Source organism: Amycolatopsis sp. NPDC049159, assembly GCF_040648295.1.
Taxonomy (GTDB): Bacteria; Actinomycetota; Actinomycetes; order Mycobacteriales; family Pseudonocardiaceae; genus Amycolatopsis; species Amycolatopsis pretoriensis_A.
Genome location: NZ_JBEZDL010000030.1, coordinates 58,062 through 82,411, shown reverse-complemented (window position 1 = coordinate 82,411; position 24,350 = coordinate 58,062). Strand labels below are relative to the sequence as shown.

At 72.8% G+C, this 24,350-nt stretch carries 24 protein-coding genes; 7 read left to right on the top strand and 17 right to left on the bottom strand.

Annotated features, from left to right (window positions below):
- The first annotated feature begins 5 nt into the window (after positions 1-5).
- Both AB0B33_RS41000 and AB0B33_RS40995 read left to right on the top strand, forming a co-directional pair.
- Complete coding sequence (locus tag AB0B33_RS41000) at positions 6-506, top strand: hypothetical protein (protein ID WP_360782142.1); 501 nt, start codon at positions 6-8, stop codon at positions 504-506.
- A gap of 19 nt (positions 507-525) precedes the next feature.
- Positions 526-1,743: a sigma 54-interacting transcriptional regulator gene (locus AB0B33_RS40995; protein ID WP_360782140.1), complete on the top strand. Its 1,218-nt coding sequence runs from the start codon at positions 526-528 to the stop codon at positions 1,741-1,743.
- On the opposite strand, the gene AB0B33_RS40990 is transcribed toward AB0B33_RS40995, so the two are convergent.
- From AB0B33_RS40990 to AB0B33_RS40970, 5 genes are read right to left on the bottom strand one after another with little or no spacing between them, the layout of a single operon-like run.
- Positions 1,652-2,458, bottom strand: coding sequence for an amidohydrolase family protein (locus AB0B33_RS40990; RefSeq protein WP_360782138.1), 807 nt, complete (start codon positions 2,456-2,458; stop codon positions 1,652-1,654). The genes AB0B33_RS40995 and AB0B33_RS40990 overlap by 92 nt on opposite strands.
- Positions 2,458-4,257 (bottom strand): hypothetical protein, encoded by a 1,800-nt coding sequence (locus AB0B33_RS40985; protein WP_360782136.1) that lies wholly within the window; start codon positions 4,255-4,257, stop codon positions 2,458-2,460. The genes AB0B33_RS40990 and AB0B33_RS40985 overlap by 1 nt, the downstream gene beginning before the upstream one ends.
- Positions 4,244-5,590, bottom strand: coding sequence for a hypothetical protein (locus tag AB0B33_RS40980; RefSeq protein WP_360782135.1), 1,347 nt, complete (start codon positions 5,588-5,590; stop codon positions 4,244-4,246). Before AB0B33_RS40980 ends, AB0B33_RS40985 begins: the two co-directional genes overlap by 14 nt.
- Positions 5,591-5,596: 6 nt before the next feature.
- Positions 5,597-7,333: a hypothetical protein gene (locus tag AB0B33_RS40975; protein ID WP_360782133.1), complete on the bottom strand. Its 1,737-nt coding sequence runs from the start codon at positions 7,331-7,333 to the stop codon at positions 5,597-5,599.
- 37 nt (positions 7,334-7,370) lie between these two features.
- A complete protein-coding gene (locus tag AB0B33_RS40970) occupies positions 7,371-8,642 on the bottom strand; it encodes a hypothetical protein (RefSeq protein ID WP_360782131.1) in 1,272 nt (423 codons plus the stop codon).
- Between the two features lie 160 nt (positions 8,643-8,802).
- Between AB0B33_RS40970 and AB0B33_RS40965 the strand changes: the two genes are divergently transcribed.
- Positions 8,803-9,297: a polyketide cyclase gene (locus AB0B33_RS40965; RefSeq protein WP_360782129.1), complete on the top strand. Its 495-nt coding sequence runs from the start codon at positions 8,803-8,805 to the stop codon at positions 9,295-9,297.
- On the opposite strand, the gene AB0B33_RS40960 is transcribed toward AB0B33_RS40965, so the two are convergent.
- The 9 genes from AB0B33_RS40960 to AB0B33_RS40920 all read right to left on the bottom strand — a co-directional run bounded on the left by AB0B33_RS40960 (position 9,285) and on the right by AB0B33_RS40920 (position 18,598).
- Complete coding sequence (locus tag AB0B33_RS40960; protein WP_360782128.1) at positions 9,285-10,994, bottom strand: ABC transporter ATP-binding protein; 1,710 nt, start codon at positions 10,992-10,994, stop codon at positions 9,285-9,287. The genes AB0B33_RS40965 and AB0B33_RS40960 overlap by 13 nt on opposite strands.
- Entirely contained in the window at positions 10,991-12,673 is a 1,683-nt protein-coding gene (locus AB0B33_RS40955; protein ID WP_360782126.1) for an ABC transporter substrate-binding protein, read from the bottom strand. Before AB0B33_RS40955 ends, AB0B33_RS40960 begins: the two co-directional genes overlap by 4 nt.
- A 10-nt stretch (positions 12,674-12,683) precedes the next feature.
- Positions 12,684-13,679, bottom strand: a complete 996-nt coding sequence (locus AB0B33_RS40950; RefSeq protein ID WP_360782124.1) for an ABC transporter permease — start codon at positions 13,677-13,679, stop codon at positions 12,684-12,686.
- Positions 13,679-14,602: an ABC transporter permease gene (locus tag AB0B33_RS40945; RefSeq protein WP_360782122.1), complete on the bottom strand. Its 924-nt coding sequence runs from the start codon at positions 14,600-14,602 to the stop codon at positions 13,679-13,681. The genes AB0B33_RS40950 and AB0B33_RS40945 overlap by 1 nt, the downstream gene beginning before the upstream one ends.
- A 164-nt stretch (positions 14,603-14,766) precedes the next feature.
- Positions 14,767-15,957 carry an acyl-CoA dehydrogenase family protein gene (locus AB0B33_RS40940; protein WP_360782120.1) on the bottom strand — a complete coding sequence of 397 codons (1,191 nt, stop codon included), beginning with the start codon at positions 15,955-15,957 and terminating at the stop codon, positions 14,767-14,769.
- A gap of 112 nt (positions 15,958-16,069) precedes the next feature.
- The gene (locus tag AB0B33_RS40935) at positions 16,070-16,579 is read right to left on the bottom strand and encodes a 2'-5' RNA ligase family protein (protein ID WP_360782118.1); all 510 of its coding nucleotides are present in this window, start codon (positions 16,577-16,579) and stop codon (positions 16,070-16,072) included.
- Positions 16,580-16,598: 19 nt separating this feature from the next.
- A complete protein-coding gene (locus tag AB0B33_RS40930) occupies positions 16,599-17,024 on the bottom strand; it encodes a VOC family protein (protein WP_360782116.1) in 426 nt (141 codons plus the stop codon).
- Complete coding sequence (locus tag AB0B33_RS40925; RefSeq protein WP_360782114.1) at positions 17,017-17,721, bottom strand: SDR family oxidoreductase; 705 nt, start codon at positions 17,719-17,721, stop codon at positions 17,017-17,019. Before AB0B33_RS40925 ends, AB0B33_RS40930 begins: the two co-directional genes overlap by 8 nt.
- A gap of 1 nt (position 17,722) precedes the next feature.
- Positions 17,723-18,598, bottom strand: a complete 876-nt coding sequence (locus AB0B33_RS40920; protein ID WP_360782112.1) for a DUF427 domain-containing protein — start codon at positions 18,596-18,598, stop codon at positions 17,723-17,725.
- 86 nt (positions 18,599-18,684) lie between these two features.
- Between AB0B33_RS40920 and AB0B33_RS40915 the strand changes: the two genes are divergently transcribed.
- The 3 genes from AB0B33_RS40915 to AB0B33_RS40905 all read left to right on the top strand — a co-directional run bounded on the left by AB0B33_RS40915 (position 18,685) and on the right by AB0B33_RS40905 (position 21,287).
- Positions 18,685-19,185, top strand: coding sequence for a CGNR zinc finger domain-containing protein (locus AB0B33_RS40915; protein ID WP_360782110.1), 501 nt, complete (start codon positions 18,685-18,687; stop codon positions 19,183-19,185).
- Positions 19,186-19,196: 11 nt separating this feature from the next.
- Positions 19,197-20,858 (top strand): MOSC and FAD-binding oxidoreductase domain-containing protein, encoded by a 1,662-nt coding sequence (locus tag AB0B33_RS40910; protein WP_360782109.1) that lies wholly within the window; start codon positions 19,197-19,199, stop codon positions 20,856-20,858.
- A 267-nt stretch (positions 20,859-21,125) separates the two neighbouring features.
- Positions 21,126-21,287, top strand: a complete 162-nt coding sequence (locus tag AB0B33_RS40905; protein ID WP_360782107.1) for a hypothetical protein — start codon at positions 21,126-21,128, stop codon at positions 21,285-21,287.
- A 4-nt stretch (positions 21,288-21,291) separates the two neighbouring features.
- Here the strand turns inward: AB0B33_RS40905 and AB0B33_RS40900 are convergent, their stop codons facing one another.
- From AB0B33_RS40900 to AB0B33_RS40890, 3 genes are read right to left on the bottom strand one after another with little or no spacing between them, the layout of a single operon-like run.
- Positions 21,292-21,618, bottom strand: coding sequence for a hypothetical protein (locus AB0B33_RS40900; protein ID WP_360782105.1), 327 nt, complete (start codon positions 21,616-21,618; stop codon positions 21,292-21,294).
- Positions 21,619-21,650: 32 nt separating this feature from the next.
- Positions 21,651-22,445: an SDR family oxidoreductase gene (locus tag AB0B33_RS40895; RefSeq protein WP_360782103.1), complete on the bottom strand. Its 795-nt coding sequence runs from the start codon at positions 22,443-22,445 to the stop codon at positions 21,651-21,653.
- 4 nt (positions 22,446-22,449) lie between these two features.
- Complete coding sequence (locus tag AB0B33_RS40890; protein WP_360782101.1) at positions 22,450-23,250, bottom strand: alpha/beta fold hydrolase; 801 nt, start codon at positions 23,248-23,250, stop codon at positions 22,450-22,452.
- 136 nt (positions 23,251-23,386) lie between these two features.
- Here AB0B33_RS40890 and AB0B33_RS40885 point away from each other — a divergent pair, with 136 nt between their 5' ends.
- A complete protein-coding gene (locus AB0B33_RS40885; RefSeq protein ID WP_360782099.1) occupies positions 23,387-24,349 on the top strand; it encodes a LysR family transcriptional regulator in 963 nt (320 codons plus the stop codon).
- Position 24,350: the final 1 nt, after the last annotated feature.

Sequence of the window (24,350 nt, the reverse complement as noted above, 5' to 3'; positions counted from 1 at the left end):
GTGCTGTGCAGGATTTCTGGTTCGAAATAATCGCCGTGGACAAAAAGGCCTACAGCTGGGTGTGCTACTCGGGCCGCCGCGGCAAGCAGCGGGAACTGGCCAAGTCGAGCCGCTTCTACAAGTCCGGGAAGAAGGCCCGGCGCGCGATCAGGAGGCTGCGGGGCGCCGGGATCGGCCGCCCGTTCAGCCTCCCGCGGACCAAGTTCGAGATCATCCCGGGCGTGGCCCCGCTGATCGTCCGGGGGACCTCGTCGCGCACCCGGCCCGCCGCGTCGAGGAGCACGGCCGGCACCTCGATGGGACCGGCCACCGGAGCGCCGGCAGCCGACACCTCGCAGCCGGCGGCACCCACCCAGCCACCACCCCCCACGGAAACACCCCGGGCCGGGGAGCCGCAGCCGCGGTCGGCGGCCTCGGCCGACGCTCCGGAACGACCCGGAGCAGCACCGCCGAAGGGGAACCGACGGGCCACCCGCACGCGGAGTGCGAAGAAGACCGCGAAGTGACCCGCGTACGGCCCCGGCGTTGACCACCGCGGCCGGCCCGGCGGTGACCGCGGCGATCGACGCCTGGCTCGACGTCGCCGGGACGCCCGGCGGCGTGGTCGAGTCGCTTATCCGGGCCCTCGGGGCGCTGGACGTCTCGCTGCGCCCGCACGACGGCGGACCCCGCAACGGCGTGCTCGCCTTCGACACCCCCGCTCCGGCCGTGGCCGACCGGCTCCGCACCGTCTCGCGGGACCGGCCCGGCCGGGTGCTCGCGGTGTCGACGTCCGGGCGGGCGCTCGGCGCGGACAGCTGGGCGCTGCTGCGCGCCGGCGCTTCGGACGCCTGCACCTGGCGCGACGGCGACGCCACCGCGACCCGGCACGTCGCCGAACGGCTGCGCCGGTGGCAGGCCATCGACGAGCTGCTCGCGTGCTGCCACGTCCGGGACTTCCTGGTCGGCGACAGCCCGGCCTGGCAGGCGACCCTGCGCGACGCCGTCGAGGTCGCCCGGTTCACCGGCGCCTCGGTGCTGATCACCGGCGAGAGCGGCACCGGGAAGGAGCGGGTCGCGCAGCTCATCCACGAGCTGGATCCGCGGCCGGGCAAGAAGAAACTCGTCGTGCTGGACTGCAGCACCGTCGTCCCGTCGTTGTCCGGCAGCGAGTTCTTCGGCCACGAGAAGGGCGCGTTCACCGGTGCCGCGGCGGCGCGGGCGGGCGCGTTCGAACTGGCCGACGGCGGCACCCTGTTCCTCGACGAGGTGGGCGAGCTGCCGGCACCGCTGCAGGCCGAGCTGCTGCGGGTGATCCAGGAGGGCACGTTCAAGCGCGTCGGCAGCAACCTGTGGCGCAAGAGCTCGTTCCGGCTCGTCTGCGCCACCAACCGCGACCTCACCTCGGCCCGCGAAGCCGGGGCGTTCCGCGACGACTTCTACTACCGGATCGCGGAGTGCCCGCTGCACCTGCCCAGCCTGCGCGACCGGACCGAGGACATCATCCCGCTGTTCCGGCACTTCTTCCGCCAGGCCCGCCCGGACGCCGGCCCGCCCGAGCTGGAGGACGCCGTCCGCGAGCTGCTCGTCCGCCGGTCGTACCCGGGCAACGTCCGGGACCTGCGCAGCCTCGTGCTGCGCATCGTGCACCGCCACCTCGGCAACGGCGTCGTCACCGTGGGAGACGTGCCGGACCACGAATGGCCGGACCCGGACACCCCTGCCCCGGCCGGCTGCCCGGGCTGCGGCGCGCCGCGCGGGTGAGGCGGAGGAAGTTCCCGCCCAGCACCAGGGATTCCGCCGCCGGCGGCAGCCCCAGCAGCCGGACCTTCACCAGCTCCAGCCCGGGGTGCAGCCACGGCCCGTCCGACCCGAACAGCACCTTCTCCGGGCCGGCCAGCCCGATCGCGCGCTCCAGCAGGTCGAACCGACGCACCCCGGACGTGTCCGTGTACACGTTGGGGTGTTCGGCGAGCACGCCGGTGAACGCGAGCTGCGCGCTCCAGTCGTCGGCGAAGCTGCCCAGGTGCGGCACGATGAAGTCGACGCCGGGGAACTCGGCCGCGAGCAGCTCGGCCGCGGCGGTCTCGCCGACGACGTCGTACAGCACGGGCAGCCGGAACTCCGCCGCGACCTCGCAGATCTCCCGGCTGATCCGGGCGTCGTGGCGGTGCACCTTGATGCCGCAGAAGCCGAGCCCGGTCACGGCGCGCCGCACCAGCGAGCGGACGCGGCCGCGGTCGCGGTCGGCGTGCACGAACGCGAAGCCGTAGAACCGGCCGGGCCGGCCGGCGACGATCCGGCCGACGGCCTCGTTGGCGGTGGCGTAGTCGGAGTGGAACGCGGCGAACAGCGCCGAGGCGCCGATCCCCGCCTCGTCGCACCGCCGCAGGTAGCGGGCCAGCGGCGCCGAGGTGTCCCACGGCCCGCTGAACCCGTCGCCGGGACCGGCGTGGCAGTGCGCGTCGATGACCCGCATCAGGACCGGTAGGCGCCGTGGCGCACCGGTGTCGGCGCGGCGTCGCGCCGCGTCAGGTCCACGCCGCTGACCGCGCGGTAGGCGTAGATGTAGCCCTTCACCTCGGCGCGGAAGTACCGGGCCCACTGCGCCGCGTTCTCCGGGTTGATCACCACGCTCCACGCGGCGAACCGGATGCTGAGCAGCAGCTGCTCGCCGAACACCGCCAGGTCGCGGAAGTGCTGCACCGACACGTCCGTCCAGTGCTGCAACCGGTTCATCGCCTCGACCCGGTCCATCCACGGCTCCTGGTAGGCCACCATGGTCCGGGTCGCCAGGAAGTCCTTGAGCTCCGGGCGGGCCAGGATCCATTCGGCCATCAGCATTTCGTGCCTCGCGGTCCACGGCAGGTCGCCGTACTGGTTGTGCGCGCCCTGGGTGAGCAGCAGGTGCGTCTCCTTCAACGCGTTCAGCATCCCGAACCCGTCGGCGATGACGGTGGTGTCGTCGTCGCACCGGTAGAACACCTCGCACAACGACAGGAGGTTGTGGAACGCGTCGAGGAACCGCGACCGGCTGTCCACGCCCCGCACGGGCGGGCTCTGCCGGGTGGAGAGCTCCAGCCCGTAGGCGTGGTCGTACTCGTAGGCGCGGCGGGACATCGTGAGCCGGTGCTGCTCGTCCTGGATCCAGCCCCACACGAGGTTGTTGAGCGGCCGCAGCGGATCGATGTCCATCCCGGCCAGCGGATCACGCCGCGGCGAGCCGGCCGCCCGGTTCTGAAACCGCCAGCTGATCGCCCGCAACGCCTGCAGCGGACCGGCCTCGTCCGTCCAGAACGACCAGATCAGCTCCAGGAAGCACGGGTGCACGAGCTTGTCGGCCAGGATCCCGAAGCACGCCTCCGCGTCCTCGTCGTCGTTCGCCTTCCCCGTCACCGCCACGTCCCGCAGCTGGAGCCGGATCAGCCCGAGGTAGGGCAGGACGTCCAGGGTGCCCCCGCCGTTGCCGCGGTCGACCTGGACGAGGTAGTCGCGGAACTCCCGCTCGATGTCGTTCTTGCTGACCGTCCGGTTGAGCCGGCGGGACTCCTCGGCGACGTCGACCCCGTCGAACACCCGGCGCCGGTCGACCCCGCAGTTGACCATCAGGAAGACCTCGGCCGCGGCCTTGAGCAGGCGGTAGCGGTTGACGTTCGGGAACGGCAGCGCGGTCCGGCGGTCGACCTTGGCCAGCGCGCGCCGGTCGGACCGGTCGAGCCTGCCCGGCGTCTCACCGCACATCACCTGGTCGACGAACCGGCTGAAGTTCTCGAAGCCGATCGCGGTGGTGCTGTTGCGGATCGCCACCCACAGGGACTGGTCTTCGGTGGGCGGCACCTGCGCGCGCTTGAGGGTGACGGCCACGTCGTCGCCGGCGGCGAACGGGCGCTGCAGCACCTCGATCGGCTCGGCCACGGCGGTCAGTTCGCCCGCCTTGCCGTGGTCGTCGTCGATCGCGACCAGCCGCAGGCCGACGGTCCAGGAGCCGACGGCCAGCGGCGTGGTGTCGAGCGTGGCCCGCAGCAGCAGGTGCTCGCCCTCGCGGAGGGTCACCCGGTCACCGGTGACGCTGGTCGCGCCGAGCAGGGCGATCCGGGTGTCCTCCGTGGTCAGCAGCACCGGGCCGGTCACGGTCCAGGCGACCTCGTAGGTTCCGCTGCCGGTGGGCAGGACCGTTTCGAGCAGCACGATGCCGCCCGCGGTGGTGCGGCTCGGCTGCGCCTTGAGGTCGAGATCGGGGGTGGCGACCCGGGCATCGCGTTCGTCATCGATGGTCACGGTGATCCTCCAAGAGCGTTGCGCTGACTGACTGGGGTGCCGGGAGCACGGGCTGCCCGGCGAACAGGCGGCTGGTGGCGCGGGCTGTCTCGAGCGTGCTGGTGACGGCCCACGTGCCGATGAGGCGGCGCAGCGTCGCGCTCTCCCGTTCCGGGGAAAGCAGCCCGTCCGCCCGTGCCTGACCGAGCACGGCGAAGGCGAGCATCGGCGGCGCGCCTGCCATCCGGTCCGGGTCCGCCTGCCAGGACCAGAAGCGCCGCAGCAGGGCCGGGCGCGTCCGGTCCGGACCGGCGAGGACGTCGCCGAGCGACCGGCCCCGCAGCCGCGGCGGGCGGTGCCCGGTGACGAACCGGACCAATTCCGGGACGTCCGCCCGCAGCCCGGCGAGCGTGTCCGCGAGCTCGGGTCGCAGGCCGGCGAGCGGGTACATCGACTGCCAGGTCGCGGCCAGCCGGCGCCACTGCGGATCCGGGTACAAGCGGTTGCCGACGGCGCAGCTGAGCAGCACCCGCACCCACGGGACCGGGTGCGGGTCGTCGTCGGGCGGCTTGAACACGAAGCCCCGGGGCAGGCTGACCAGGCCGACCAGGCCGAGCGTCGAGCCGATCCCGACCTTCCCGACCGCCCAGACGTCGGCGACGATCTCGCTGAGCCACGTCCGCCACAGCTCCCGCACGGCGTCGCCGGCCCGCCAGGGGGTCGCGTCGAGCCGGGCCCGCAGCGACTCGACGAGCCCGAGCAGCGCCGCGCCCTGGTGGCCGGCCTCGTGGCCCAGGGTGGACGCCACGCCGAACCCGATCCGCTCACGCGGGATGCGCAGGAGCGCGACCGGGTTGTCGCCCCCGCCCGGGAGCCGGGTGCGGGCGCGGCGGATCGAGCCGCCGATCCCGCGGTGGAACGAGCAGACGACGGGCGGCCCCTCGATGGGTGTGCCGGGCAGCCGCAGCGCGTCCGCGGCGGCCAGGTCGAGCCCGGAGAGCAGGACGCCGTTGTCGTGCTCGCTGCGCTGGGTGATCACCTCCGAGAACAGGTCGAACTGGGTCAGCGCGTTCTGGAAGGCCAGGCGCAGCACCCAGAACCGGCGCTGCTGCTCGGCCGCGGGGACGGCCGGGCCGTCGGCGCGCAGCCACCGCAGGAACTCTTCCGCCCGGCGGCGGACCACACGCCTGCCCGCGATCAGGTACTCCTCGATCCCCGACAGCGCGGCGGGCGACAGCGCCGCCGCCGCGACGCAGGTTTCCTGGAGCACGAACGGTTCGACCGCCGCGAGCCGGGTCAGCAGCGCGCGGGTCTCCTGTTCGAGCAGCCAGGTGGCGGACACGGGAGCGGCCATGGTCGGCTACTGCCCGCCGTCGCGGGACCGGGCCCGCCCGCCGTGCCCGTTGGCGCTGTAGGCGTACTCGCCCTGCGACGCGGGCGCGCTGTCGCCGGCCGGGGGCACCGGGTCGGCGGCGGGGGTGGGATCGGGGGCGTCGATCGGCACGGCGACCCACCGGAAGCCGGGCCGCGGCGGTGCGGGCGGCTGCGCCGGCTCCGGGGCGGGCTCGGGTTCCGGGCCGGTCGGGTACGGGTACGGGTACCCGTACCCGCGGTGGCCGTAGTGGGGGCGGTAACCGAAGCCGCGGTAGCCGGGGTGACGGCGGTACGGGCTGCCGTAGCGGCGGTTGAAGCTGCGGTAGCGGCGGCCGTGATACCGCCGGGCCATCGGGGAGATCCGCCGGAGCGCGCGGCGGTACAGCGACGGCGCGAACCGGCGCGAAGCCCGGACGACACCGAACTCGCCGACCAGCCGCGGCGAGCCGCCGTCGGGGGCGGACGCCACGTCCTGCGCCGCCGCCGAGGCCAGCCGGACGATCCGGCGGGCTGTCTCGAACTCCTCCTGCTCCTGCGTCATCGCGGCCTCGCCCTCGAACAGCGAGCCGGCCGCGGTGCCCAGCGCCGAGCCGACCTGGGTGCCGAGCCCGGGCGCGATCGCGGTGCCGATGGCCCCGCCGAGCGCGGGCAGCGCCGACTTCGCCAGCGGCTTGATCGCGGCGATCAGCGCGCGGCCCTGCGGGGAGTTCGCCGCGCCGCGCACGCCCTGCACGACCTTGCCGACCGCGTTGACGAGCCCGCCGAGGAAGTGGTCAAGCTCCTGCTCGCTGCCGACCTCCATCAGGTGCCCGGCGAACTCGGCTTCCTGGGCCGGCGACAGCGCCAGCTCGTCGTGCTCGGCTTCCTGGCCGAGGACGCGCTTGAGGATCTTGCCGAGGAACTCGTCCTCCGCCTCCCCTTCGCCTTCTCCCTCGGCTTCGCCGTAGCCCGACTCGTACTCGCCTTCGGCTTCGCCTTCCTTCATCAGGCCGCCCAGGAGGCCGCCGAGCACCTTGCCCGCGAGCGGGATGAGCGGCAGGAACCGCTCCTCCTCGGATTCCTCGGCCTCTTCGGACTCCTGGTACTCACCGGGGCCTTGGCCGTATTCGCCGGGGCCTTGCCCGTATTCGCCGTAGCCCGCCTGCTCGTACTCGCCGTAGCCCTGCTCGGCCTCGTACGGCGCCTCGCCCTGGCCGGCGTACTCGTCGTCGTCGGCCCAGCGGCCGCGCCGGCGCCGCCGGCCGTATTCGGCCTCTCCGTACTCGGCCGTCGAAGATCCTGTTTCGAACATGCGGGATTCCTTTCCTGGTCGTGGCGCGAGCCCGGGCACGAACTCGCGCGCCGCCGCTTCGACCGCCGCCGCGACGCCGTCCGGCGCGCGCCCCGCCCGGCCGGCCGCCGCCTCGGCGAAGCGAACGAACCGGCGGGCGAGCTCGTGGTCGCGGTCTTCGGCGCTCATCCCTTCGAGCGCCAGGCCGTATGCGTGGGGTGCGGGCGGGCCACCGGCACCGACCAGTGCGGTCAGCGTCGGCACGGTCCGCAGAGCGGTTTTCGTGAGGACGTCGGTGAGCGCGCGGCCCGCGTCGCGGGAGAGCCGCCCGCCGCTCGCACCGGTGACGAGTTCGCCGACGAACGCCGTGAGCCCGGACCGGTCGGTCACGTCGAGCAGCCGGGCCGCTCGTTCGAGGTCCTGTTCACCGGCTTCCCACTGGGTTCTGCGCACGTCCCCGACGTTGCAAGAACCGGGCCAGCCCGAGCCGTCAGCGCAGGGCGGCCGAGGCGAACCCGAGCCGTGCGCGGTGCTTGGCGACGGTCCGGCGCGCGATCGGGTAGCCGGCCGCGCACAGCAGGTCGGCGAGGCGCTGGTCCGACACCGGGCCGTCGGCCGCGGCCAGCAGCCGGCGCAGTTCCTCGTCGACGCCGCCGCCGACCCCGAAGAACCTCGCCAGCGGCACGATCGTCCGGTCCGGCAGCAGCACGAACTTGTCGGCGACCGCGCGGCTCACCGTGGACTCGTGCAAGCCGAGCTCGGCGGCGGCCTCGGCGCGGGTCAGCGGCCGCAGCGCGGCCGGCCCGTCGCGCAGGAAGTCCTTCTGCCGCTCGACGGCGAGCTCGACGACCCGCCGCAGCGTCTCCCAGCGGTCGCGCAGCAAGGCCAGGAACGACCGGGCCTGCGGCAGCTGTCCGCGGTCGCGCCGGATCCGCAGGCGGTTCATCGCCGGCTCCACCAGGGTCACGGCGAACTCACCGGAGATTTCCCCGTGCGGCCGGACGAGCACGTCGGGCACCACGTAACCGGTGCGCGGCGCGGCGTTGCCGTCGAACGCCGGGTACGGGCGCAGTCGCGACTTGACGAACTCCAGCACCCGCCGGACCTCGTCGCGGGACACCGACAACGCCGTCGCGATCGCCGCGAAGTGGCCCTTCGCCAGCGCGGGGAGGTGACCGGCGACGACCGCGCGCGCGAGGCGCACCGTCGCGTCGTCCGGGTCGCAGTCCAGCGCGTCCAGCTGGCTCAGCAGGCACTCGGTGACCCCACCGGCGCCGACGCCGGGTGGCCCGACCCGCCGGATCACCGCGGCCACCCGGGCCACCACGGCCTCCGGCGCACCGAGCTCGGCCGCCACCTGCGCGCACGTCCGGTCGAGGAACCCGTGCTCGTCCAGGCTGCCGACCAGGTATTCGGCCACGGCCACCTCGGCGGCGCTGACCTCCGCCCGGACCGCCCGCAGCAGGGCGTGGGTGTCGGGTTCGGTGTCGGCGGTCTCGGGCCGGGTGGCGACCGGGCCGGGTCCGGGTCCGTGGCCGCTCGCCGGCGGCGCGCACACCGGGCACCGCGTGCGCCAGCGGCCCGCGCAGACCGGGCATTCGCTCTCCAGCCGTTCGAGCGCGGTGTTGCCCACCAGCTCGTCTTCGATCGCCGCCTGCATCGCGTCGTACGGCAGCATCAGCATCTCGCCGAACACCACGAGCGCCGGCGACACCTCCAGCCCCAACCGGGGCTCCATGCCGAGTTCGAGTGAGAACACCACCGCTACCTCCCCCACCGGGCAAATCGGGCGTCGTGCCTCCTCAGCAAGAATCGGGCCAGACCGGCGTTCCGTGTCCTCGATTGAAATTTTCGCCGCGCCGGTGTCGAACGGCGGCCGGCCCGTTCGGGTCCGGGTGAGAGCCTCCGAGAAAGGACCCGCCATGCCGGACCACGAGAACGTGCACGCGACCCTGACCTTCCCCGTGCCCGCCGAGCGGGTGTTCGCCGTGCTGGCGGACCCGACGGCGCACGCCGCCATCGATGGGACCGGCTGGGTGCGGGAATCCGTCGATCCGGCGCCGCTGAGCGCGGTCGGGCAGCTGTTCCGGATGGACATGTTCCACGGCAGCCGGCCGGTCGGGGAGTACCAGGTGGTCAACCGCGTCGAGGTGTTCGAGGCGCCGCGGGCCATCGGGTGGGTGACCGGGCACCGGAAGGGGGACGGCGAGCTCGAGTTCGGCGGGTGGGTCTGGCGGTACGACCTGGCGCCGCTCGGTGCGGAGGCCGCCGAGGTCACGCTCTCCTACGACTGGTCGGCCGTGCCCCAGCACATCCGCGACCGGGGCATCCGGTTCCCGCCGTTCGGTCCCGGGCACCTCGAGAACTCGCTGCGCCACCTCGCCGGGCTCGCCGTGGCCGCTGCTCAGCGCAGCTGACGCCAAGCCTCGCGGCGACGGCGTTGCGCGTCCGGGTCGGCGACCGGTGCCGCCGACAGGAGGCGTTGCGTGTACGCGTGCGCCGGGGCGGTCAGGACCTCCTTGGCCGGGCCCTGCTCGACGACGTGGCCGCGGTGCATCACCGCGACGCGGTCGGCGAGCTGTTCGATCACCGCGAGGTCGTGGCTGATGAACAGGCAGGCGAAGCCGAACTCGGACCTCAGGTCGCGCAGGAGGTCGAGGATCCGGGCCTGGATCGTGACGTCGAGCGCGCTCGTCGGCTCGTCCGCGACCAGCAGGTCCGGGCGCAGGGCCAGCGCCCGCGCGATGCAGGCCCGCTGCCGCTGGCCGCCGGAAAGCTCGTGCGGGTAGCGGGCGGCCAGCGACGGCGACAGCTGGACCGCCGACAGCAGCTCCGCGACCCGTCCGTCCACTTCGGACGGCCGGACCGCGCGGTGCAGCCGCAGCGGCGTCGCGACGCTCTCCCCCACCGTCGTGCGCGGGTTGAGCGAGGACAGCGGGTCCTGGAACACCATGCCGATCCGCCGCCGCAACGCCTTCGCCGCCCGGCCGCGGACCCGCGTGAGGTCGGTGTCGCCGATGCGGACGGTGCCGGCGGACGGCGCGAGCAGGCCGGTGACGGCCCGCGCGACCGTGCTCTTGCCCGAGCCGGACTCCCCGACCAGGCCGAGCACCTCCCCCGGCTCGACGTGCAGGTTCACGCCCTCGGCGGCCCGGACCGCCAGCGCGCGGAACCGGCCGCGGTAGGTCACCGAGAGGTCTTCCACCCGCAGCAGCGGGGCCTCGGCGGGCACGTCCGGGACGGATGCCGACGCCGGGTGCTCGGCCGCGGCGACGTGCGCCGGGCCGACCGAGACGTCGTCGGCCAGTGCGCGTTCGAGGCCGGCCGTGGCGGCCCCGCCGAGCGAGATGACCGAGCCGAGCAGCTGCCGGGTGTACGCCTCGGCCGGGGTGGCGAAGATCGTGCGGACGTCACCCTGTTCCACGACCAGGCCGTCCTGCATCACGACCACCCGGTCGGCCAGGTCGGCGACCACGCCCATGTCGTGGGTGATCAGCAGGATCGCCGTGTCCAGCCGGGACCGCAGGTCGCGCAGCAGTTCGAGGATCTCGGCCTGCACCGTGACGTCCAGCGCCGTGGTCGGCTCGTCCGCGACCAGCAGCTTCGGCTCGTTCGCCACCGCCATGGCGATGACGACGCGCTGCAGCTGCCCGCCGGAGAGCTCGTGCGGGTAGGACCGGAACCGCTCGCGCGGCTCCGGCAGCCCGACCAGGCCGAGCAGCTCGATCGCCCGGTCCCGGGCGGCGGCCGCGGTGAGCGGCTGGTGCGCGCGGATCGCCTCGACGAGCTGGTCGCCGATGGTGAACACCGGGTTCAGCGCGCTCATCGGCTCCTGGAACACCATGCCGACTTCGCCGCCGCGAACTTCCCGCAGCTCGGCCGGGGTCAGCGCGTAGAGGTTCCGCCCGGCCAGCTCCGCGCGCCCGGACACCTTCGCCGTGGGCGGGAGCAGGCCGAGCAGGGACATCGCGGTGACCGTCTTGCCGGAGCCGGACTCCCCGACCACCGCGACGACTTCGCCCGCGCGGACCTCGTAGCCGACCCCTCGGACGGCTTCGACGTCCCCGAACGAGACCGCGACGTCGTGCAGCCGCAGGAGCCCGGCTCCGGTCACTGGACGATCCCGAACTTGCGGTAGTCGACGTAGGCCGGGAACCGCCCGATCTCGACGCCGCCGACCTGCGAGCCGTGCAGGAACGAGTTGCGCGTGTAGATCAGCGGCACGACCGGCGAGTCGGCGAGGATCTTCTTGTCCAGCGCCGCCCACTTCTTGCCCGCTTCCGCCGGGTCCACGGTGGCCTGTGCTTCGGCGATGAGCTTGTCGACCTCGGGGTTGCTGTACCGCGACTCGTTGTACCCGCCGTTGCCGATCTCGGTGGACTGGAACAGCGGCTGGATGTTCGCGTTGGCCGACGGGATGTCCGGCTGCCACGAAGTGAGCGTCAGGTCGAAGTCGGACAGGCCCTTGGTGTCCACTTCGGACGTGTAGGTGTCCTCGTCGAGCGGCTTGATGGAGACCTTGATGCCCGCCCGCGCCAGCGAAGCCTGGATCGCCGCGGCCTTCTCCGGGAAGCCCCGCTCGTTGTGGGTGGCCAGGACCAGGCCGTCGAGCCCGTTCGGGAAGCCCGCTTCGGCGAGCAGCTGCTTGGCCTTCGCGACGTCACCGGAGGGCGGCGCCGGGTACAGGTCGTACTGCTCGCGGCCCTGCAGGCCCGGCGTGATGAGCGTGGTCGCGACGTCGCCGGCCAGCTGCGCGCTGCCGGAGCTGGCGACCTGGTACGCGGCCTTGTCGACGGCGTACTGGAAGGCCTGGCGCACCTTCGGATTGGTGAGGGTGCCGCGCTGGGTGTTCAGCGAAAGGTAGGCCAGCGCCCCGGATTCCGACGTCACCAGCCGCGACTTCGCCGACGCGTTGCCCTGGATCTGGGCCAGCTGGGCGGGTGAGGCGAACGACATGCCGAAGGCGGCGCGGTCCTTGCCCGTGTCGTCGACCAGGCGCTTGGAGATGACGCCGGTGTCCTGGCCGAGCTCGAAGTCGATGGTGTCCGGGTTGGCCAGCCGCGTCTTGTCCTCGTCCCGGCTCCAGTTCGGGTTGCGCGTCAGCTTCGCCGACTTGCCACGCTCGTAGCTCTGCAGCTGGTACGGGCCGGACGCGACCGGGTGGTCACCGTAGTTGGCCTCGGCGCCCTTGCCCTTCGGCACCGGCGAGAACGCCGGCGTGCTGGCGACCCAGTTGAAGTCGCCGTACGCGCGGGCGAGGTGGAAGACGATCGTCTTCGCGTCCGGCGTCCGGATGGTGTCGAGTTCCTTGCCGCCGTCGAACGGGCCCTTGTACGCCAGGCCCGGCGAAAGCAGGTCCTTGTGGTAGGCCAGGCCGCCGGAGAACGCGGCCGCGAACGAACGCTCGAGGCCCCACTTGACGTCCTCGCTCTTGATCGGCGTCCCGTCGGCGTACTTCAGGCCGTCCTTGAGCGTGAACGTCCACGTCTTGCCGCCGTCGCTCGGCCGCCCGGTGTCGGTGGCCAGGTCGGGCACGATCGTGGTGTCCTTGCCCGGCGCGACGTCCCACGACGTCAGCCGCCGGTGGATCAGGCCGAGCGTGGTGACGACGAGGTTCGAGCTCTTCGCCGGGTCCCAGGTGATCGACGGCGCGTCGTTGAGCAGCACCAGCGTCCCGCCCGGCTTGACGGTGCCGCCCGGCCCGGCCGGTGTGTCGTTGGCGCCGCACGCCGTCAGCAGCGTGACGGCCGCCGTCACCCCCGCGGCGAGCGAGAGCCAGTGTCCCCGTTTCATCGTTTCCCCTTCAGACGAGGCGAGCCCGCGGATCGAGCGCGCCGTAGCAGAGATCGACCAGGAAGTTCAGGACCGTGACCAGCAGGGCCGAGAACAGCGTCACGCCCAGCAGCACCGGCAGGTTGAGCGAGGCGATGGCGTCGACGAGCAGCCGCCCGACGCCGGCCATGCCGAAGATCCGCTCGGTGATCACCGTCCCGGCGAGCAGCCCGCCGAGGTCGACGCCGAACACCGTGACCACCGGCAGCAGGACGTTGCGCAGGGCGTGCCGGCCGACGACCTTGCGCTCGGTGAGGCCCTTCGCCCGCGCGGTGCGGATGTAGTCCTCGCCGAGGGTTTCCAGCATCTGGCCGCGGGTGAGCCGCGCGTAGATCGCCGCGTGCAGGAACGCCAGCACGAACCACGGCAGCACCAGGTGCCACGCCCACTGCGCGGGGTCTTCGGTCAGCGGCACGTACCCGTTCTTCGGGACGACGTCGAGCGCGAAGGCGAAGATCGTGATGCCGATCATCCCGGCCAGGTAGGCGGGCATGGACACGCCGGCCATCGCGGCGGCCATGGTGATCCGGTCGGCCGCGGTCCCGCGGCGCAGCGCGGAAAGCACGCCGAGGCCGACCCCGAGGACGATCCAGATCGCCGCCGCGCCCAGCGCGACCGAGAAGCTGACCTCGATCCGGTCGCCGATCTCGCTGAGCACGTCGACGTTGTTCTGGAAGTCCCAGCCGAAGCACGGCGCCGTGCAGTGGATCGCCGCGGCGCCGGTGCCGAACGTCCGGCCGCCGAGGATCCCGCCGAGGAAGTCGGAGAACTGGCGGTACCAGGGGACGTCGTAGCCCATGAACTCGCGCGCGAGCCGGAGTCCTTCGGGCGTGCACGGGCGGCCGCAGGCCATCCGCGCGGGGTCGGCGGGCAGGACGTAGAACACCACGAACGTCACGAAGGCGACGACCAGGAGCACGAGCAGCATCCCGGCGAACCGGGTGGCCACGAAGCGGGCGGTGCGCATCAGGCCGCACCGCCCGACCGCGGGTCGAGCGTGTCGCGGATCGCGTCGCCGACGACGTTGAAGGCGAGGGTGACGAGGAACAGCAGGAGCCCGGGGAAGACGAGGTACATCGGGTCGGTCTCGAAGAAGTCGATCGCCGTACTGATGGTGCGGCCCCAGCTCGGGGTCGGCGGCAGCACGCCGACGCCGAGGAACGACAGCGCGGCCTCACTCCCGATCATCGACGGGATGGCGAGGCTCGCCACGACGATGACCGGCGCCCACAGGTTCGGCAGGAGCTCCTTGGTGAAGACGTGCCACGGACCGCCGCCGATCACCCGCGCCGCGGCGACGAAGTCGCGCTTGGCCAGCGTCAGCGTCTGCGCCCGGACGATCCGGGCCACCCGCGGCCAGCCGAACAGCCCCAGCACGACGATCAGCGTGACCTGGCGCGGGAAGTCGACCGGCAGGACGGCGCCGAGCGCGATCATGAAGATCAGGTACGGGAAGCCCAGGATGACGTCGGCGGTCCAGGTGACCAGCCGGTCCCACCAGCCGCCGAGGTAGCCGGCGCTGACCCCGATGAGGACGCCGAGCGCGGTGCCCAGCGCGGTGGCGCCGAGCCCGACGAGCAGCGACGTCCGCGCGCCGTGGGCGACGAGCGCGAAGAGGTCGACGCCGGTGAGGGGCTCGACGCCGAACCAGTGCGCGCCGCTCACCCCGCCGAGCGCGCCCGCCGGCAGCCCGGTCGGGCCGAGCGTGGTGATGTCCGGGGTGAGGCTCTGCCCCTCGGCCAGCGCGAACAGGTCGGCCCCGGCGGCGAGCAGCACGATCAGGACGACGAGCAGCGCGCAGCCGGACGTCCACCGCCCGGACCGGACGGCACGCCACACCGCGGCGGGCAGGGAACGCGCCGCGAGCGGCGGGAGGGAGGGGGCGGACACAACACCTTCAAAGTTCAGCCGATCGGGTGACGATCGGGGACTTTAAGGAGGTGTGCCGGTGATCGTTCAACCGTCTCACCAGGTGGACGGCAAGTAACGCGCCCCCGTACCCTTCCGTCCGGTTCATCCCGATTTTCGATCACGATGTGGTCGCTTTCGGCGGCTCACGTGTACCAGGTGGGCTCCGGCAGCTCGCCGCGCAGCGCGTAGACGCCGACCTCGCGGCGCTTGTACGCCACCGGGTCGTGCAGCGAGTGCGTGCGCAGGTTCCGCCAGAACCGGTCCAGCCCGTGCTTCGACGCGCTCGCCCGGGCGCCCGTCAGCTCGAAGATCTTGGTCCCGATCTCCAGCCCGGTCTCGATCACGCGCTGCTTGGCCGCCGCGATCAGGACCGCCAGCTCGCCGCGGGCCTCGGGGGTCAGGTCCTCGCGCGGGGCGTGCAGCACCGCCGAGATCGCCGCGCCCGCCTTGTCCGTGAGCGCTTCCGCGGCCCACAGCTTGGCCTGGAGGTCGCCGTAGCCGTCGAGGATGTACCACTCGTCCGCGGCGGCGTCCTTGTCGTCGCCGCCGTAGGGCCACGGGCGGGTGCGCTCGCGGGTGTACGCCAGGCCCGCGTCGAGGGCGCCCTGGGCGATGCCGAGGTAGAAGTTGGTGAAGACCAGCTGGATCGCCGGCACGTTGAGCGTGTTGTAGGTGAGCGGCCGGAACTCGCGGTCGACGTACCCGGCGGCGCTCGCCCACGGGACGCGGACGCCGGTGATCGTCACGCTGCCGGATTCGGTGAGGCGCTGGCCGATGTTGTCCCAGTCGTCGTGGAAGACGATGCCCTCCTGGGCGGACGGGACGATGGCGAAGACGTGGTCCCCGGTCCCGGCCAGGACGCCTTCGAGCACGGTCAGGTCGGAAACCCGGCTGCCCGTGGAGAACGACTTGTGTCCATTGTAGACGAGTTCGTCGCCGTCCTCGGTGATGGTCAGGTCGGAGTCGCGGGGGTTGACCGCGCCGCCGAAGAAGAAGTTGTTGCTCGTGTACAACTCTTCGACCGCCGCGATCTGGTCGTCGGTGCCGACCAGCCGCGCGGCCCAGGCCCAGAGGTAGTGGTAGCCGAGCAGCTGGCCGATCGAGCCGTCCGCGCGGGCGATCTCGCGGGTCACCCGGTAGGCGGTGTCCCAGGTCTGCCCGCCCCCGCCGTGCTCGGGCGGGCCCAGCAGGGTGACCAGGCCGGCCTCCTTGAGCAGCCGGACCTCTTCGAACGGGGTGGCGTTGCGGCGGTCGCGCTCGACGGCGTCGACGGCGAGCTTCGCGGCGACGTCCTTCGCGGTCGCGATCCAGCCGGTCTTTTCCTTGGTCGTCAACGGCTTTCCCTTCGGTGCGCGGTCATGATCCCGAGTACACCGGCGAGCCGCGGGGGTGTCAACGGGAGTCCGCGCGCTGGGACCGGGCCGTCCCACAGTCCGGAGTGGATGGTCAGCGGCGTCCGGCGAGCGGCACACCGGCGAGGTGCTCCCAGGGGCCGCCGAGGTAGCGCCAGACGTCGAGCCCGGTCGCGGTCGCGGTGCGGGGACCGGGGTCGCGGCGCACCGCTTCGAGCGTCGCGGCGGCGACGTCCGGGTGCACCTTGTTCTGCACGGTCACGTGCGGGGCGAACCGCTGCGCGTCCTGCCGGGTGAGCCAGTCCTTCCACCGCGCCCGCAGTCCGGCGTGCAGGCGCAGCAAGGGTTCGGCGGTGACGTCGAGCGCGACCCCTCGCCCGAGCGACCGCGCGCCGGTGACCGTCAGCTCGAAGGGCTCGAGGTCGCCGGCGACCTCGGCGCCGTCGGCGAGCACCGCCGCCAGGTGCTCGCCCGGGAGCGCGTGGAACAGGGTGAGGTGGGCGTCGACGACCAGCCGCTCCGGCGGGAACCACCGGCGCCGCAGCGCGTTCCACGCCGCTTGGGCGGTTTCGTCGACGGCGAGGGTCACGACCAGCGGCGGCACGCGCCGAGCATACGACGGGTCACCCTTCGGCGCGCTCCTGGACGATCCACGTGTTGCCGTCCGGGTCGGCGAAGTCGAAGAAGCTCGCGTAGGCGCGGCGTTCCGGGTCGGGGCCCGGCGCGAAATCGCCCTGCCAGTCCGCGGATTTCTTGTGCCGCAGCGGCCCGGCCGGCACCCCGCGGGCGGCGAGTTCTTCGCGCGCCGCCTCGATGTCGGGCACCACCAGGTAGTGGTCCCGCGCCGTGCCCGGGGCCGCGCCGGTCAGGCCGACGCCGAACTGGATGGATGCCGCCGAACCGGACGGGGTCACCTGGACCACGCGGAAACCGGCGTGCGGCCGGTAGTCGACGTCCAGGGCGAAGCCCACCTTCGCCGTGTAGAACTCGACCGCCCGGTCGACGTCCTCGACCGGCAGGGTGAGGACCTCGACGCGGAACTCAGACAAGGGGCTCACCCCCGTCGACGGCCAGTGAGACCCCGGTCAGGAACGTGCTGTTCAGCGCGAACACCACGGCCTCGGCGATCTCCTCCGGACGCCCGACCCGCCGCACCGGGCTCGTCGCTTCGCGCGTGGCGAACAGTTCGGCCTTCTTCCGCTCCCCCAGCCCGTCGTAGGCACCGGTGTCGACCGTGCCCGGCGAGATCGCGTTCACCCGCAGCGGTGCCAGTTCCACCGCCAGCCCCCGGACCAGCGCGTCCACCGCGGCGTTCGTCGCGCCGACGGCGAGCATCCCGGCCGCCGGTTTCCGCGCCGACGACCCCGAGAAGAACACGAACGAGCCGTCTTCGGACAGGCGCGGCGCGAAGTGTTTCGCCAGCAGCAGCGGGCCGAGCACCTTGACGTCGAACGACTTCAGCACGACGTCGTGCGCCAGGTCGCCGACAACGCCGCGGGCCCGGGCCGACGCCGTCGAGACGACGTGGTCGACCTGGCCGAGCCGGCCGGCCAGCGCGGCGATGGACGACTCGTCGGTCAGGTCGACGAACTCGGCCTCGACGCCCGGGTCGTCGTACGCGTTCGCCAACGCCTCCTGGTCGCGCCCGGCCACCACGACCCGGGCTCCGGCCGCCCGCAGCGCCGAGGTCACCGCGCGGGCGATGCCACTGCCGCGGCCGATGACGAGCACCCGTCGATCGCTCATTTCAGATCCCCTTCTCGGCGAACGCACGCAGCTCTTCGGGGTCCAGGCCCCGGTCGACGCCGTGCGGGGTGACGGTCTGGCCCGGTTCGAGCGCCAGCTTCCGGCCGTCGAGGGTCACGTCGACGACGTCCGGCTCGAACGACACGAACCCGGACACGCGCGCGACCTCGGGCCACGCCTCCGGGTACGACCAGGCCGCGCGCTTGCCCGCGCCGATGTCGAAGTAGCCGGCCAGGCCCTTGTACGGGCAGAACGTCTCGCCGTCGACCGGCGTCAGTGCCGTGAGGTCGATGTCCTCCCGCGGCACGTACCAGCGCGGCGCGAAACCCGACTCGTAGAGCACGACCGGGCGGCGGGTCTCGGCGACGACGCGGTCGCCCTCGCGCACGACCAGGTGCCGGGACGTCTGGCGGATGTCGACGCGGTGGTAAGGGTCGGCCGCGTGCCCCACGATCCGCTCGTCCTCCTCGAAGAAGGCGTCCATCGCCCGCCACGCGAACGCGACGCGGTCACGCAGGACGTCGGCGTGGCCGGGCAGCCCGGTGTGGCGCCACGCCGCGCGCGGTGTCTCCTCGTCCGCCGCCCGGACCGTGTACCAGCCGGTGGGGCCGAGGTCGCGGTGCGTCGTCGTGCGGTCTTCGGCGGTCAGGACGTCTTCGCGGACGTCGGCGAGCGGGAAGTACGCCACCGGGTAGCGGCCGGGTTCGTGCAGGAGGACGACGTCCTCGCTGTCGGCGATCCACTCGCCGCCGAACCGCACGCGCGTCCGCCGCCGCAGCGGCTCGGCGAACAGCAGCCGTTCGGGCAGCGGCTGCTCGACCAGGAAGTGCCCCACCGCCCGGGTGGCCAGTGGTCCTTGCTGCCAGGCCAGTCCCATGATGCCTAACCTTTCTGAGTTTGTTTGATGGTTAGCCATGCAAGCACCCGTGGTGTAACCTGTCAACCATGAGTTAGGAGGTTAGGTTGGCCACGACGGACGAGACGCTGCTGCTCGACCTGCTGAACACCACCCCGGTGCGTGACGGCCGGGCCGAGGACGACCTCGCGGACGTCACTGCCGGCCGGGAGTGGCTCGCCGCCCACGGGCAGCCGGCGACCGGCGACGAGCACCGGGCGCTGGTCGAGGCGCGGTCCGCCCTGCAGGACATCGTGCGCGGCGACGCCTCCCCCGCGACGGCCGCGCGGTTCGTCGACGGCGTCGCTTACCGGGCCGCCTTCGGCGACGGCGTCGAGTGGGTCCTCGACGTGCCACCCGGCCGGTCCGCGGCGGCGCGGGCCGTGCTCGCCTGGGACGCGCTGGCTAAGTCGAGCCCCGGCCGGCTGCGCCCGTGCGCCAACCCGGAGTGCCGGCTGTTCCTGATCGACCACAGCAAGCCCAACAGCGCCCGCTGGTGTTCGATGGCCGTCTGCGGCAACCGCATGAAGGCCCGGCGGCACTACCAGCGCTCACGCACGGCGGAATGAAGGAGACGACCATGGCGCGTTTGGTGTCGCTCAACGTCGGGCTGCCGAAGGACGTGGCCTGGCAGGACCGGACCGTCCACACGGGGATCTTCAAGTACCCGGTCGAGGGACCGCGGCTGGTCCGCCGCCTCAACGTCGACGGCGACGGCCAGGGCGACCTGGGTGGCCACGGCGGCGAGAACCGCGCGGTGCTGGTCTACCAGCGCGAGTCGTACGAGCACTGGCGGCGTTTCCTCGGGCGCGACGACCTCGAAGACGGCCAGTTCGGCGAGAACTTCACCGTCGACGGCCTCCCGGACGACGAGGTGCACATCGGCGACCGGTACCGGATCGGCGAAGCGGAGTTCGAGGTCACGCAGCCGCGGGTGACGTGCTTCCGCGTCGGCATGCGCCTGGGCGAGCCGCGGATGCCGTCCCTGCTGGTGGCGCACCACCGGCCGGGGTTCTACCTGCGCGTCATCACCGAGGGCCACGTCGAGGCCGGCGACGAGATCGTCCGCACCCGGACCGGCCGCCACGAACTGAGCGTCGCGGCCATCGACGCACTGCTCTACCTGCCGGACCGTGACCCCGAGGTGGTGCGCCAGGCGCTTGACATCCCGGCGCTCAGCCCCGGCTGGCAGGGCTCGTTCCGCGACCTGCTGGCGGCCCCGGCGCCCCGGGTTCAGCGTGGGTTCCGGCCGCTTCGGGTGACCCGCGTGGTGCCGGAGAGCTCGACGGTGACTTCGATCCACCTGGCGGCCGACTCGCCGCTGCCCCGCGCCGAGCCGGGCCAGTACGTGACGTTGCGCGTCCCGGGTGCCGGCGACCCGGCTCCGGTGCGGAGCTATTCGCTGTCGGCGGCGCCGTCGGAGCGTGAGTACCGCATCAGCGTCAAGCGCGACGGCGTCGTGAGCAGCTACCTGCAGACGCACTTGACTCCGGGCGCGGTGCTCGACGTGGCCGGCCCTCGCGGCGACTTCGTCCTGACCGACGACGAGCGTCCGGTGGTGCTGGTCTCGGCGGGGATCGGCGTCACGCCGGTGCTGGCGATGCTGCACGCGCTGGCGGCCAGCGGTTCGCCGCGGGTAGTCCGGTGGGTGCACACGGCCAGGACCGCTGCCGAGCAGGCGTTCGCCGCGGAGGCTCATGCGCTTCTGGCCGGCCTTCGCCACGGCCGCGAGCACGTGTTCTTGACGGCTGACACCGGGCGGCTGGACCTCTCCATGTTGTCCGCTTTGGACCTGCCTTCGGATGCGGCGGTCTACTTGTGCGGCCCGGACGCGTTCATGACGGCCATGCGCGCCGCGTTCGTTTCGCTGGGCTTCGACGCTTCGCGTGTCCACAGTGAACTGTTCGGCGGGGTGCCGGCGATCAACCCGGGCCTCGTGGGCGTCACGCGGACTCCCCCGCACGCTCCACCGGGAGCGCCGGGGAGCGGACCGGCGGTGACGTTCGCACGCAGCGGGCTGACCGTGCCGTGGGGCGAGGGGTATCCGAGCCTCCTGGAGTTCGCCGAGGCGTGCGACGTGCCGACGCGGTGGTCGTGCCGGACGGGGGTGTGCCACACGTGCGTGACGCCGGTCCTTTCGGGGAGCGTGTCGTACGACCCGGACCCCCTCGAGCCGGCCGCGGACGGTGAGGCCCTGATCTGCTGCGCGCGGCCGCGCGAGGACGTGGTGCTGGACCTCTGAACCGACAGGAAGTCACCCCTTCACCCGCCAGGCGTACTAATCGCTGTCGGGCGCGGGAAAGTAACACCCGTCGTGCGGCAGCCAGCAGAGTGGCATGCAGGCCGCCGCACTGATCGTTTCCATCCTGGCGATCCTGGCGACGACTGCCCTGGCCACCCGGCAGGCCGGATTGTCGCGAGCCGGGCTCTCGACCGGGCACCGCCCACCCACGTGTAGCCGCCCGGGGGACCGGGTATCACCCCGGGCACCGCCAGGAGGGAAACCACCATGGGACTTCTCATCGGCCTGCTCGTGATCTGGGCGGCCCTCGTCGTGCTCGGGATCGCCGTCAAGAGCCTGTTCTGGCTGATCATCGTCGGCGCCGTGCTCTTCGTCGCCACCGGGGTGATCGGCTTCGTCAAGCGGGAGGCGCTCGGCAAGCGGCGGTGACGCCTCAGCCGCGGTCCTGGTGCTCGCCACCGGTGTCGAAGTGGCGCTCCAGGTACTCCGCCGGCGGCAAGGAGCTGTCGCGCAGCAGCGAAAACACCTCGCTGCCCGATGACAGCTCCTTCTCGCCCGTCGCATATCCCTGCGCGAGCCCGAGGTAGCTCACCTCGGCCCGCTCCGCGTACTCGCGTGCTTCCGCCTCGGCGAGCGCCAGCGCCTCGCCGAGGTCGGCCGCGCGCCACAGCGTTATGCGCTCTTCGTACGGTTCTTCGCCCGCGTGCGTCCACCGGAAGAGGCAGCGCACCGCGAACCATTCGTCGGATTCGTCCGTCACCGCTCCCCCGTCGCCGATGGTCCGGACGAATTTTAGTGCGTTTCGGTGGTGTACCCGCCGTCGAGGGTGAAGGTCGCGCCGGTGATGTTGCCCGCGACCCGGTCGGCGGCCAGGAACGCCGCCAGGTTCGCGACTTCCGCCGGCTGGGTGAAGCGGCCGGTCACGGCGTGGGAGGCCGCTTCGTCGGCCACGGCGCCGGGGGTCGCGCCGGAACCCGCCGCGACGGTCTCGGCCACGCCGCCCGAGCCGAGCCAGAGGTCCGTCGCGACCGGGCCCGGGTTGATCGCGTTGGCGCGGACCCCGCGGGGGCCGAACTCCTTCGACACCGACTTCGTGAAGTTGACCAGCGCCGCCTTCGCCGCGCTGTAGTCGATGACGCCGGGGTCGGGCAGGGTCGCGTTGATCGAGGCGATCGTGACGATGCTGCCCCGGCCCGCGGTCACCATCGTCGGCAGCACCGCGCGCGTCGCGCGGACCGCGCTCAGCAGGTTGAGGGTGATCGACCGGGTCCACTCCTCGTCGGTGACGAGCAGGAAGCCGTTCGGCCGCGGGCTGACGGCGCCGACGTTGTTGACCAGGATGTCGACGCGCCCGAGCTCGGTCAGCGCCAGCTCCACCAGCTTGCCGGGGCCGTCGGCGGTGCCGAGGTCCACAGCCAGCGTGTGCGCCTTCCCGGCCCGCGCGAGCTCCTCCAGCTCGGGCCCGGGCGCGCGGGCGCCGGCGACGACGTGGACGCCCTCGGCGACCAGGGTCCGGGTGACGGCCAGGCCGATGCCCCGGCTGGCCCCGGTGACGACGGCGACGCGGCCGCCCAGATCCAGTTCCAAGGGCTCAGACCCCGTGCTCGCGCAGCCAGGCGAGCACGGCGTCGGCGACGTCGCGCCAGCCGCTGTCGATGGTGAGCGAATGGCCCCGCCCTTCGAACTGCTTCAGCTCGGTGACGGCGGTGGAGTCGCGGTACTGCTTGAGCGTCGAGCGGGTGACGACGTCCGGGACGGTGTGGTCCGCGGTGCCGGAGACCAGCAGGAGCGGGCCGCGGTCCGCTCGGCCGGTGTCGACCTTCGCCTCGGAGTGCAGGACGAAGTTCGCGGCCGCGGCCTGGAAGAGCGGCCGGGCCGGCGACGGGATCGTCCAGCGCCGGTGCAGCTCGGCCGACTCCTCGTCGGTCAGCGCGTTGCCGAACCCGAACCGGAACTCCTTTTCGGTCAGCGACACCGACCGGTGCAGGTTGGCCGGGTTGCCCAGTGCGGGCAGGCCCGCGCGCAGCTGCGCCAGCGGGAGCGGCAGCACGCCCTTGATCTGCGCCGGGTCGATGGCGACCCCGGCCGCGCCGATGCCCTGGCCGAGCAGCTTCTCGGTGATCAGGCCGCCGAACGAGTGGCCGACGATCACCGGCGGCCGGTCGAGGCCTTCGATGATCGACGCGAAGTGGTTCGTGGCGTCGTCGATGCCGATGTCCGCGACTGCTTCCGGGTGTTGTCTGGCCGCTTCGACGGTTTCGGGCTCGTTCGGCCAGCCGGGCGCGACGGGGGCGTACCCGGCGGCCCGGAAGTGCTCGATCCAGGGGGTCCACGACGTGGCGTGGAGCCACAGACCGTGGATGAACACGACAGGGGTACCCGCGGGTGCCATCGGATCCTCCAGTTCGGGGACGGCGTCTGCCGAGAAGCCAACACGACCCGGGCCCTGCCGTCCAAGACCTGCTGCGTGCGCATCGATAGCCGGGATGGCATCGTTGGCGCTCCACGCTCCCGCACGGAAGGCCCGGATGGACCTCGACCTCAGGCTGGTGCGGTACTTCGTCACGGTCGCCGACGAGCTGCACTTCGGGCGCGCCGCGGCCCGGCTCTACATCAGCCAGCCGGCGCTGTCCAAGCAGATCCGCCGGCTCGAAGCCGAGGTCGGCGCGCCGCTGTTCGTGCGCGACAGCCGCCACGTCACCCTGACCCCGCGCGGCGAGCGGTTCCTGCAGCTCGCGCGGCAGCTGCTGGCCACCGCCGGCCAGATGCTGCGCGAACCCGCGCCGAACCGCCTGCGGGTCGCGCACATCTTCGAGCTGGACACCAGCCGGGTCGTCACCGACGCCTACCTCGCGGCGCACCCGGGCGTCCAGGTGGTCCAGAGCCAGATGGACAGCGCCCGCCAGCTCGCCGCGCTGCTCGACGACCACCTCGACGTCGCGATCCTGCGCGTCACCGGCGCGTTGCGGGCCGAGTACCCGGCGGGCTGGCAGCACGCGCCGCTGCGGCTCGAGCCGTTCCGGCTGATCGGCAGGTCCGGCGACCCGAACCGGGCGGCCGTTTCGGTGCACGAGCGCCCCATCGAGGTCTTCGCGGACGCGCCCGGCACGGCGCTGTACAACGTGCACGGCCACTACCTGAGCTCGTTCGAGCAGCACACCGGCCTCGCGCTGCGCTGGCTGGGCAACCCCGGCACGTTCGACCACTGCCGCGCCGTGCTCGGCCGCGCGCCGGACAGCGCTTTCCTGCTCGAATTCGAGAGCTACGCCCGCCGGTACGCCGAGCACGGCTTCCCGGTGCACCGGCCGCAGGAGCTGCAGCCGGTGTACTCGTGGTCGGTGGCCTGGCGCGCGGGCGAGGAGTCGGAGACCGTCCGGGAATTCCTGCGCATCGCGGGCGAAACCGCCGAACGGCACCACTGGCTGCGGCCCGAACGGGCCGGTGGCGCACCACTGTGGACCCCGCCCGAAGACCTCTCCGCCGCCCCTTAGC

What these genes read in the sequence shown, in the direction of transcription:
- AB0B33_RS40925 (WP_360782114.1), bottom strand. Translation starts at nt 17,721, where the DNA reads ATGAGCGATCGACGGGTGCTCGTCATCGGCCGCGGCAGTGGCATCGCC.
- AB0B33_RS40910 (WP_360782109.1), top strand. Translation starts at nt 19,197, where the DNA reads ATGGCGCGTTTGGTGTCGCTCAACGTCGGGCTGCCGAAGGACGTGGCC.
- AB0B33_RS40950 (WP_360782124.1), bottom strand. Translation starts at nt 13,679, where the DNA reads ATGCGCACCGCCCGCTTCGTGGCCACCCGGTTCGCCGGGATGCTGCTC.
- AB0B33_RS40990 (WP_360782138.1), bottom strand. Translation starts at nt 2,458, where the DNA reads ATGCGGGTCATCGACGCGCACTGCCACGCCGGTCCCGGCGACGGGTTC.
- AB0B33_RS40965 (WP_360782129.1), top strand. Translation starts at nt 8,803, where the DNA reads ATGCCGGACCACGAGAACGTGCACGCGACCCTGACCTTCCCCGTGCCC.
- AB0B33_RS40920 (WP_360782112.1), bottom strand. Translation starts at nt 18,598, where the DNA reads ATGGGACTGGCCTGGCAGCAAGGACCACTGGCCACCCGGGCGGTGGGG.
- AB0B33_RS40905 (WP_360782107.1), top strand. Translation starts at nt 21,126, where the DNA reads ATGGGACTTCTCATCGGCCTGCTCGTGATCTGGGCGGCCCTCGTCGTG.
- AB0B33_RS40955 (WP_360782126.1), bottom strand. Translation starts at nt 12,673, where the DNA reads ATGAAACGGGGACACTGGCTCTCGCTCGCCGCGGGGGTGACGGCGGCC.
- AB0B33_RS40890 (WP_360782101.1), bottom strand. Translation starts at nt 23,250, where the DNA reads ATGGCACCCGCGGGTACCCCTGTCGTGTTCATCCACGGTCTGTGGCTC.
- AB0B33_RS40980 (WP_360782135.1), bottom strand. Translation starts at nt 5,590, where the DNA reads ATGGCCGCTCCCGTGTCCGCCACCTGGCTGCTCGAACAGGAGACCCGC.
- AB0B33_RS40885 (WP_360782099.1), top strand. Translation starts at nt 23,387, where the DNA reads ATGGACCTCGACCTCAGGCTGGTGCGGTACTTCGTCACGGTCGCCGAC.